Annotated in this window: 8 protein-coding genes; 5 read left to right on the top strand and 3 right to left on the bottom strand. The window is 71.4% G+C overall.

Annotated elements, in window-relative coordinates; genetic code table 11:
- Positions 1-24 precede the first annotated feature (24 nt).
- Positions 25-1,131, bottom strand: coding sequence for an adenylate/guanylate cyclase domain-containing protein (locus C1J00_RS33475; protein WP_102912728.1), 1,107 nt, complete (start codon positions 1,129-1,131; stop codon positions 25-27).
- Positions 1,132-1,507: 376 nt separating this feature from the next.
- Positions 1,508-2,374, bottom strand: a complete 867-nt coding sequence (locus tag C1J00_RS33470) for a biotin--[acetyl-CoA-carboxylase] ligase (RefSeq protein ID WP_102912727.1) — start codon at positions 2,372-2,374, stop codon at positions 1,508-1,510.
- A 110-nt stretch (positions 2,375-2,484) separates the two neighbouring features.
- Between C1J00_RS33470 and C1J00_RS33465 the strand changes: the two genes are divergently transcribed.
- The 4 genes from C1J00_RS33465 (at position 2,485) to C1J00_RS33455 (ending at position 5,178) form a co-directional block, all read left to right on the top strand.
- Complete coding sequence (locus C1J00_RS33465; RefSeq protein ID WP_102912726.1) at positions 2,485-4,089, top strand: acyl-CoA carboxylase subunit beta; 1,605 nt, start codon at positions 2,485-2,487, stop codon at positions 4,087-4,089.
- 22 nt (positions 4,090-4,111) lie between these two features.
- Positions 4,112-4,321, top strand: a complete 210-nt coding sequence (locus tag C1J00_RS33460) for an acyl-CoA carboxylase epsilon subunit (RefSeq protein ID WP_102912725.1) — start codon at positions 4,112-4,114, stop codon at positions 4,319-4,321.
- A 75-nt stretch (positions 4,322-4,396) separates the two neighbouring features.
- Positions 4,397-4,525 carry a morphogenic membrane protein MmpB gene (mmpB, locus tag C1J00_RS47735; RefSeq protein WP_281262782.1) on the top strand — a complete coding sequence of 43 codons (129 nt, stop codon included), beginning with the start codon at positions 4,397-4,399 and terminating at the stop codon, positions 4,523-4,525.
- Between the two features lie 32 nt (positions 4,526-4,557).
- On the top strand, positions 4,558-5,178 hold the full coding sequence (locus C1J00_RS33455) for a Maf family protein (protein WP_102912724.1): 621 nt from the start codon (positions 4,558-4,560) through the stop codon (positions 5,176-5,178).
- Here the strand turns inward: C1J00_RS33455 and C1J00_RS33450 are convergent.
- Entirely contained in the window at positions 5,147-5,590 is a 444-nt protein-coding gene (locus C1J00_RS33450) for a hypothetical protein (protein WP_102912723.1), read from the bottom strand. The two genes, C1J00_RS33455 and C1J00_RS33450, sit on opposite strands and share 32 nt — an antisense overlap.
- Before the next feature lie 370 nt (positions 5,591-5,960).
- Between C1J00_RS33450 and C1J00_RS33445 the strand changes: the two genes are divergently transcribed.
- Positions 5,961-7,733 (top strand): acetyl/propionyl/methylcrotonyl-CoA carboxylase subunit alpha, encoded by a 1,773-nt coding sequence (locus C1J00_RS33445; protein ID WP_102912722.1) that lies wholly within the window; start codon positions 5,961-5,963, stop codon positions 7,731-7,733.
- The last annotated feature ends 199 nt before the right edge of the window (positions 7,734-7,932 follow it).

The following is a 7,932-nucleotide window of genomic DNA, read 5'->3' as shown; positions in this document are numbered from 1 at the left end:
GCTCACCCCTCGCCGGCCCCCCGGCTACGGCGTGCCGTCCCGCCGCGTGAGCAGCCACGGCTCCACAACGCCCAGGCCACGCACCGGCCGCTGCCACATCGGCTGCAGCCCGAACCGGTACGCCGGGGGCTCCTCGCCCTCCTTCTCCGCCGTCGCGGCCTCCTCGGCGGCCTCCGCTTCCGAGGCCGGGGCGTCCTGCGTACGGATCAGCTCCTCGGCGAAGGCCGTGTCGACGAGGACGGCGTCCTTCGGAGCTATCGAGGTGAGCCGGGAGGCCAGGTTCACGGTCGTACCGAACACATCACCCATACGGGTGGTCACCGTGCCGAACGCCATGCCGACGCGCAGCTCCGGCATCGTCTCGTCGTGCGCCATGGTCTCGATCAGCCGCAGGGCGATCTCGGCGGCCGTGCCCGCGTCGTCGGCGGCGTAGAGCACCTCGTCGCCGAGGGTCTTGATCAGCCGTCCGCCGTTCGCGGCCACCAGGTCCGCGGCCGTGGTCTCGAAGGCCTCGACCAGCTCGCCGAGCTCCTCCTCCTCCATGCGGCGGGTGAGCCGCGTGAACCCGACCAGGTCGGCGAAGCCGACGGCGAGGCGCCGGTCGACCATCTCATCGTCGTCGGCCGCCTGCACGACCCGTCCGGCCGAGGCCGCGAGCTGCCGGCGCCAGACGTAGACCAGGAACTCCTCCAGCTCGGGCAGGAGCAGCTCGACGATCGGGTACGTGACCTCGGTGCGCGTCATGCCCGGCTCGGGCGGCTCGGTCAGCCCCTCAAGGAAGGAGTCGATCTGCCACTCGGCGAGCCGTGCGGTGGTCTGCCCGGTCGACCGGGCCACCTGCACGGCCATCGCCTCGCTCAGCAGCCCCGCCTCGACGAGACCGGCGAGGCGCCGCAGGGCGAGCACATCGGCCTCCGTGAGGGCCTTGGCCTGGCCGATGTCGGCGAAGCCCATGGCCCGCCAGAAGCGGGAGGCCAGTTCCATGGAGACACCGGCGCTGCGGGCCGCCTGGAACGGGGTGTAGCGGCGCTCGGCGCCCAGGATGAGCCCTTCGAGGCGCAGGGCGAGCGGATCCTCGCCGGAGTCGGCGCCCTGCGCGTCCTCGCCGGAACCCGAGTCGTCGACGGTCACGCGTGTTGCCCTTCCGATCTGTCACGGTCATGTATCGACCGGCCTCAACTCTACGGCAGGTGTGCGCCAGCTCACTCCGTTACGTTCAGCCGAGGGGTGAGGTCCCCGGCGTTGCCCAGGGGCCCGGCGTCTCTGCCGCTGCTCCCAAGGGGCTCCGCCCCCTGGACTCCCGATCGGCCTGAACGGCCTCGTCCGCAATCGCCGGACGCGCTGAGAGCACCTGGCCGACGCCCGCGCCGGGCCGCGGTCCCGCTCAGCCGCGGGCAGTGGTGCCTTCCCCAGTGCCTCAACGCCCTGGGAGGTACCCCCAGGGCGGCAACCGGCCCGAAGAGCGCGGCGCCCCGTCCCGCCGGGTCGCGGTCCGTCCCACCTCGGCTCACGCCGGCCTCAGGTGCACGATGTCCCCTGCCCCGACCGGCTCCTGCACCCCCTCCTCCGTCGCCAGCACCAATCGTCCGTCGCCATCCACCGCAACGGCCTCTCCGACAACCGCACGGTCCCCCGGCAGCTCCGCCCGCACGACCCGCCCCAGCGTCGCGCACCCCGCCGCATATGCCTCGTGCAACCCACAGGGGCCCGGGTCGCCTCCGGCGGCGCGCCACTTGCCGTACAAGTCCTCCAGGGAGCGCAGCACCCCCCGCAGCAGCGGATCCCGGTCCGTGCTCACCGCCCCGGCCAGCGCCAGCGAACCCGCCGTCGGTACGGGCAGCTCGTCGTCCTTGAGGGAGACATTGATGCCGACGCCGATGACGACCCCGTCGTCGCCCGCCCGCTCGGCCAGGATCCCGCCGGCCTTGCGTTCCGCTCCCCCCACCGTGACCAGCAGGTCGTTCGGCCACTTCAGGGCGGTGTCCACGCCCGCCGCGCGTGACAGCCCCGTCGCCACCGCGACCCCCGTGAGCAGCGGCAGCCACCCCCACCGCGCGACCGGCACCTCGCTCGGCGTGAGCAGCACGGAGAAGAAGAGGCCGGAGCGGGGCGGCGCCGTCCACTGGCGGTCGAGGCGGCCGCGGCCCGCGGTCTGCTCCTCGGCGACCAGCACCGCGCCCTCGGTCACCTCGCCCTTCGCCGCCCGGGCCACCAGATCGGAGTTCGTGGAGCCGGTGCGCTGCACCACGTCCACCTCCGACCACAGTCCCCCCTGCCGTACCAGACCCCGCCGCAGGGCGGTGATGTTGAGGGGCGGACGGTCCAGGTCGGACCAACGGCTTCCGTTCGGCTCTGATGCATCTCTCGGCGTCATGCAAGCCACCCTAGGTGTGGTAAACGCCGCACTGCCGATGTGGAGGCCCCCCACTACTCTACGGATGAGTAACCGTCCCCCCTTTTGAGCAGGCAGGGAGCAGCATCCCGATGTCCGAGCCGGAAGAGCAGCAGCAGCCCGACATTCACACGACCGCGGGCAAGCTCGCGGATCTGAAGCGACGCATCGAGGAAGCGACGCACGCCGGCTCCGCTCGTGCCGTGGAGAAGCAGCACGCCAAGGGCAAGTTGACGGCCCGTGAGCGGATCGGGCTCCTGCTCGACGAGGGCTCCTTCGTCGAGCTCGACGAGTTCGCCCGGCACCGTTCCACCAACTTCGGGCTGGAGAAGAACCGCCCCTACGGCGATGGTGTCGTCACCGGGTACGGCACCGTCGACGGCCGTCCGGTGGCGGTGTTCTCGCAGGACTTCACCGTCTTCGGCGGCGCCCTGGGCGAGGTCTACGGGCAGAAGATCGTCAAGGTGATGGACTTCGCCCTGAAGACGGGCTGCCCGGTCATCGGCATCAACGACTCCGGCGGGGCCCGCATCCAGGAGGGCGTGGCCTCGCTGGGTGCCTACGGTGAGATCTTCCGCCGCAACACCCACGCCTCCGGTGTCATCCCGCAGATCAGCCTGGTCGTCGGTCCGTGCGCGGGCGGCGCGGTCTACTCCCCGGCCATCACCGACTTCACCGTCATGGTCGACCAGACCTCGCACATGTTCATCACCGGCCCCGACGTCATCAAGACCGTCACCGGCGAGGACGTCGGCATGGAGGAGCTGGGCGGTGCCCGCACCCACAACGCGACCTCCGGGGTCGCCCACCACATGGCGGGCGACGAGAAGGACGCCATCGAGTACATCAAGCAGCTGCTGTCCTACCTGCCGTCCAACAACCTCTCCGAGCCTCCGGTCTTCCCCGAGGAGGCCGACCTGGAGGTCGGCGACGAGGACCGCGAGCTGGACGTGATCGTCCCCGACAGCGCGAACCAGCCCTACGACATGCACGCGGTCATCGAGCACGTCCTGGACGACGCCGAGTTCTTCGAGACGCAGCCGCTGTACGCGCCGAACATCGTCACCGGCTTCGGCCGCGTCGAGGGCCACCCGGTCGGCATCATCGCCAACCAGCCCACGCAGCTCGCCGGCTGTCTGGACATCAAGGCCAGCGAGAAGGCCGCCCGCTTCGTGCGCACGTGCGACGCCTTCAACGTCCCCGTCATCACCTTCGTCGACGTGCCCGGCTTCCTGCCCGGCGTCGGCCAGGAACACGACGGCATCATCCGCCGCGGCGCCAAGCTGATCTTCGCCTACGCCGAGGCGACCGTCCCGCTGATCACGATCATCACGCGCAAGGCCTTCGGCGGCGCCTACGACGTGATGGGCTCCAAACACCTGGGCGCCGACCTCAACCTCGCCTGGCCCACCGCCCAGATCGCCGTCATGGGCGCCCAGGGCGCGGTCAACATCCTGCACCGCCGCACCATCGCCGAGGCCGAGACGGGCGGGGAGGACCTGGAGGCGGTCCGCGCCCGGCTGATCCAGGAGTACGAGGACGCCCTCCTCAACCCCTACGTCGCGGCCGAACGCGGCTACATCGACGCCGTGATCATGCCCTCCGAGACCCGCCGCCACGTCGTACGCGGCCTGCGTCAACTGCGTACCAAGCGCGAATCCCTGCCCCCCAAGAAGCACGGCAACATCCCCCTCTAGTGCTGCGATCCAGGAGGCCCACATGACGATCAAGGTCGTACGGGGCAACCCGACCCCGGAGGAGCTGGCCGCCGCCCTCGCGGTGGTCAGGGCCCGCGCCGCGGCGGCGGCAGCCGCCCCGCCCGGCGCGCCGACGTCCCGCGATTCCTGGTCCGACCCGTCCCGCATCGCGTCCCACCGCCTGCCCCAGCCGGGGCCGGCCGCGTGGGGCCGCACCTACTGGCCGGGCTGACCCACGAGGGTGGGGCCGGCAAGTTGAGTACGCGTACTCAGGCGCCGGCCCACCCCCCGTCCGACCATGGAAGGCATGCTGTGGTCCGACCCCGAGAACGAGCCGCCCGAGGAACTGCGTGACATGCAGGTCATGCTGCGGCGGCTGAGTGTTCTCCTGGCCCTGGCCATGGTGCTGGCGATGATCGTGATCGGCGTGAGGTGAGACGCGCCGGGTGACGCCGATACGCTGAACGCATGACAGATCAGCCGCGCCGCCGACTCGTCCTGGCCTCCCAGTCCCCCGCCCGGCTCGGACTGCTCCGCCAGGCCGGTCTCGCCCCCGAGGTGATCGTGAGCGGCGTCGACGAGGACGCCGTCACCGCCCCCACCCCCGCCGAGCTGGCGCTCGCCCTGGCCGAGGCGAAGGCATCCGTCGTGGCGGCCCGGCCGGAGGTCAAGGGCGCGCTCGTGATCGGCTGCGACTCGGTGCTCGACCTGGCCGGCCAGGCCCTCGGCAAGCCCGCGGACGCCGAAGAGGCCACCGCCCGCTGGAAGTCGATGCGCGGCCGCGCCGGCACCCTCCAGACCGGCCACTGCGTCTACGACACGCTCACCGGCCGCTACGTCTCCGCCACCGCGTCCACGGTCGTCCACTTCGGCGACCCCACCGACGAGGAGATCGCCGCCTACGTCGCGTCGGGCGAACCCCTCTACGTCGCCGGGGCGTTCACCCTGGACGGCCGCTCGGCCCCGTTCATCGACGGCATCGACGGCGACCACGGCAACGTCATCGGCATCAGCCTGCCCCTGCTGAGGCGACTGCTGGCCGAACTGGGCGTCGTCATCACGGAGTTGTGGGCGCCGGCGGAGAAGTGACCGGGGACCCGTCGCCGCTCCTCCCGCCTCCGGGCACGGCGTCGGCGGGCTGGGCCGGACGGTCGTACGTCATCAGCAGCAGCACGATCAGGGCGAGGACCAGCACCATGAACAGGAACGCGGGCCAGCCGACGAGACCCCAGGTGAGCGCGCCCAGAACCGCGTGCACGACCGCCGCGCTGATCAGCAGTACGCGTCCGAAGCCGGCCGGGGGCCGGTCCCGCAGCGCCACGAGCAGGGCGACCAGGCCGCACAGCGCGAAGTAGAGGCCGAAGGCGATCCCGCCGGCCTTCGACGACACCGACATCATGTGCGGGTCCAGCCCGGCCAGCGACATGTCCTGCCGGTCGACGACGACGCCCAGGAACCAGTTGAGCGCGGCGACTCCGAACGCCTCGGCGAACAGCACCATCGCAACGACCCATGCCACCGGCCTGCGTATCACCGGGCCCACCCTCTTCCCCTTCGAGACACCGCGAACGCTACTAACCGGTAAACCCCGGGACAAGGGTTCGGCCGGGGGCAAAGAATCATTGGGCCATTCGTAGGGACTCCACAAAGAAACCGAGTGGCCCGCAGCACGTGATGACAGAGACCTTGGCCACAGGAGCGGGCTAGGGTTTCCCGGAGGAGTACTGCGTACCGCGGTGCGACAAGGGATTTCGCGGGTCGAGCGAGCCTCGCATCACGCTCCGTGTGGGCAAGCTCACCACTGGGGACGGGTCGAAGTGTCGTGTCGGCAGTCCCTAAACTCGGCTTGTTTCAAGGAGGGAGCCTCAATCGTGCGCAAGGTGCTCATCGCCAACCGTGGCGAAATCGCTGTCCGCGTGGCCCGGGCCTGCCGGGATGCCGGTATCGCGAGCGTGGCCGTCTACGCCGACCCGGATCGGGACGCTCTGCATGTCCGCGCCGCGGATGAGGCGTTCGCCCTGGGCGGTGACACGCCGGGCACCAGCTACCTCGACATCGAGAAGGTGCTCAACGCCGCCCGCGAGTCGGGCGCGGACGCGATCCACCCCGGCTACGGCTTCCTCTCCGAGAACGCCGAGTTCGCGCAGGCGGTCCTGGACGCGGGCCTGATCTGGATCGGCCCGCCACCGCAGGCCATCCGTGACCTGGGTGACAAGGTCGCCGCCCGGCACATCGCGCAGCGCGCCGGTGCCCCGCTGGTGGCCGGCACGCCCGACCCGGTCTCCGGTGCCGACGAGGTCGTCGCGTTCGCCGAGGAGCACGGCCTGCCGATTGCGATCAAGGCCGCCTTCGGTGGCGGCGGCCGTGGTCTGAAGGTCGCCCGCACCCTGGAAGAGGTGCCGGAGCTGTACGACTCGGCGGTCCGTGAGGCCGTCGCCGCGTTCGGCCGGGGCGAGTGCTTCGTCGAGCGGTACCTGGACAAGCCGCGCCATGTGGAGACCCAGTGCCTGGCCGACACCCACGGCAACGTGGTCGTCGTCTCCACCCGTGACTGCTCGCTGCAGCGCCGCCACCAGAAGCTGGTGGAGGAGGCCCCGGCGCCCTTCCTGTCCGAGGCACAGGTGCAGGAGCTGTACTCCGCCTCCAAGGCGATCCTGAAGGAGGCCGGCTACGTCGGCGCCGGCACGGTCGAGTTCCTCGTCGGCATGGACGGCACGATCTCCTTCCTGGAGGTCAACACCCGTCTCCAGGTCGAGCACCCGGTCACCGAGGAGGTCGCCGGCATCGACCTCGTGCGCGAGATGTTCCGCATCGCCGACGGCGAGGAGCTCGGCTACGGCGACCCGGAGCTGCGCGGCCACTCCTTCGAGTTCCGCATCAACGGCGAGGACCCGGGCCGCAACTTCCTGCCCGCCCCGGGCACGGTCACGACGTTCGCCGCGCCGTCCGGCCCGGGTGTGCGTCTGGACGCGGGCGTGGAGTCCGGCTCGGTCATCGGCCCGGCGTGGGACTCCCTGCTGGCCAAGCTGATCGTCACCGGCCGCACCCGCAAGGAGGCCCTGCAGCGGGCCGCCCGCGCGCTGGAGGAGTTCCAGGTCGAGGGCATGGCGACGGCGATCCCGTTCCACCGCGCGGTGGTGAAGGACCCGGCCTTCGCGCCGGAGCTGACCGGCTCGTCCGACCCGTTCACCGTCCACACCCGCTGGATCGAGACGGAGTTCGTCAACGAGATCAAGCCCTTCGCCGCGCCGGCCGATGCGGACGCCGACGAGGAGCCGGGCCGCGAGACGGTCGTCGTCGAGGTCGGCGGCAAGCGCCTTGAGGTCTCCCTGCCGATGTCGCTGGGCATGTCCCTGGCCCGTACGGGTCTCGCGGCGGGCGCCAAGCCGAAGCGCCGCGCGGCGAAGAAGTCGGGCCCGGTGGCCTCCGGCGACACCCTCGCCTCCCCCATGCAGGGCACCATCGTCAAGGTCGCCGTCGAGGAGGGCCAAGAGGTCAAGGAGGGCGACCTGGTCGTCGTCCTGGAGGCCATGAAGATGGAGCAGCCGCTGAACGCCCACAGGTCGGGCACGATCAAGGGCCTGTCGGCCGAGATCGGCGCGTCGGTGACGTCGGGCGCGGCGATCTGCGAGATCAAGGACTGAAGCGCACGACGAACGAACTCCTACGGCGCGGCCCCGGGTCGGGGCCGCGCCGGGCGGGGTGAGCGAGTGCCCCCGGCGTCGCCCCGGGTCGGGGCCGTGCCGGCGGGTGTCCGCCCCACTGAGCTGCGGGCATGCGTGCCGCCAGGGGCGATGGGGCCCCCTGCTCGAGGAGAGCCGACAGCTTGGGGAGGGTGGGCGC

Source organism: Streptomyces cahuitamycinicus, from assembly GCF_002891435.1.
GTDB classification, from domain to species: Bacteria; Actinomycetota; Actinomycetes; order Streptomycetales; family Streptomycetaceae; genus Streptomyces; species Streptomyces cahuitamycinicus.
The sequence above is the reverse complement of the archived record's forward strand: the minus strand, read 5'-3'. Positions and strand labels throughout refer to the sequence as shown.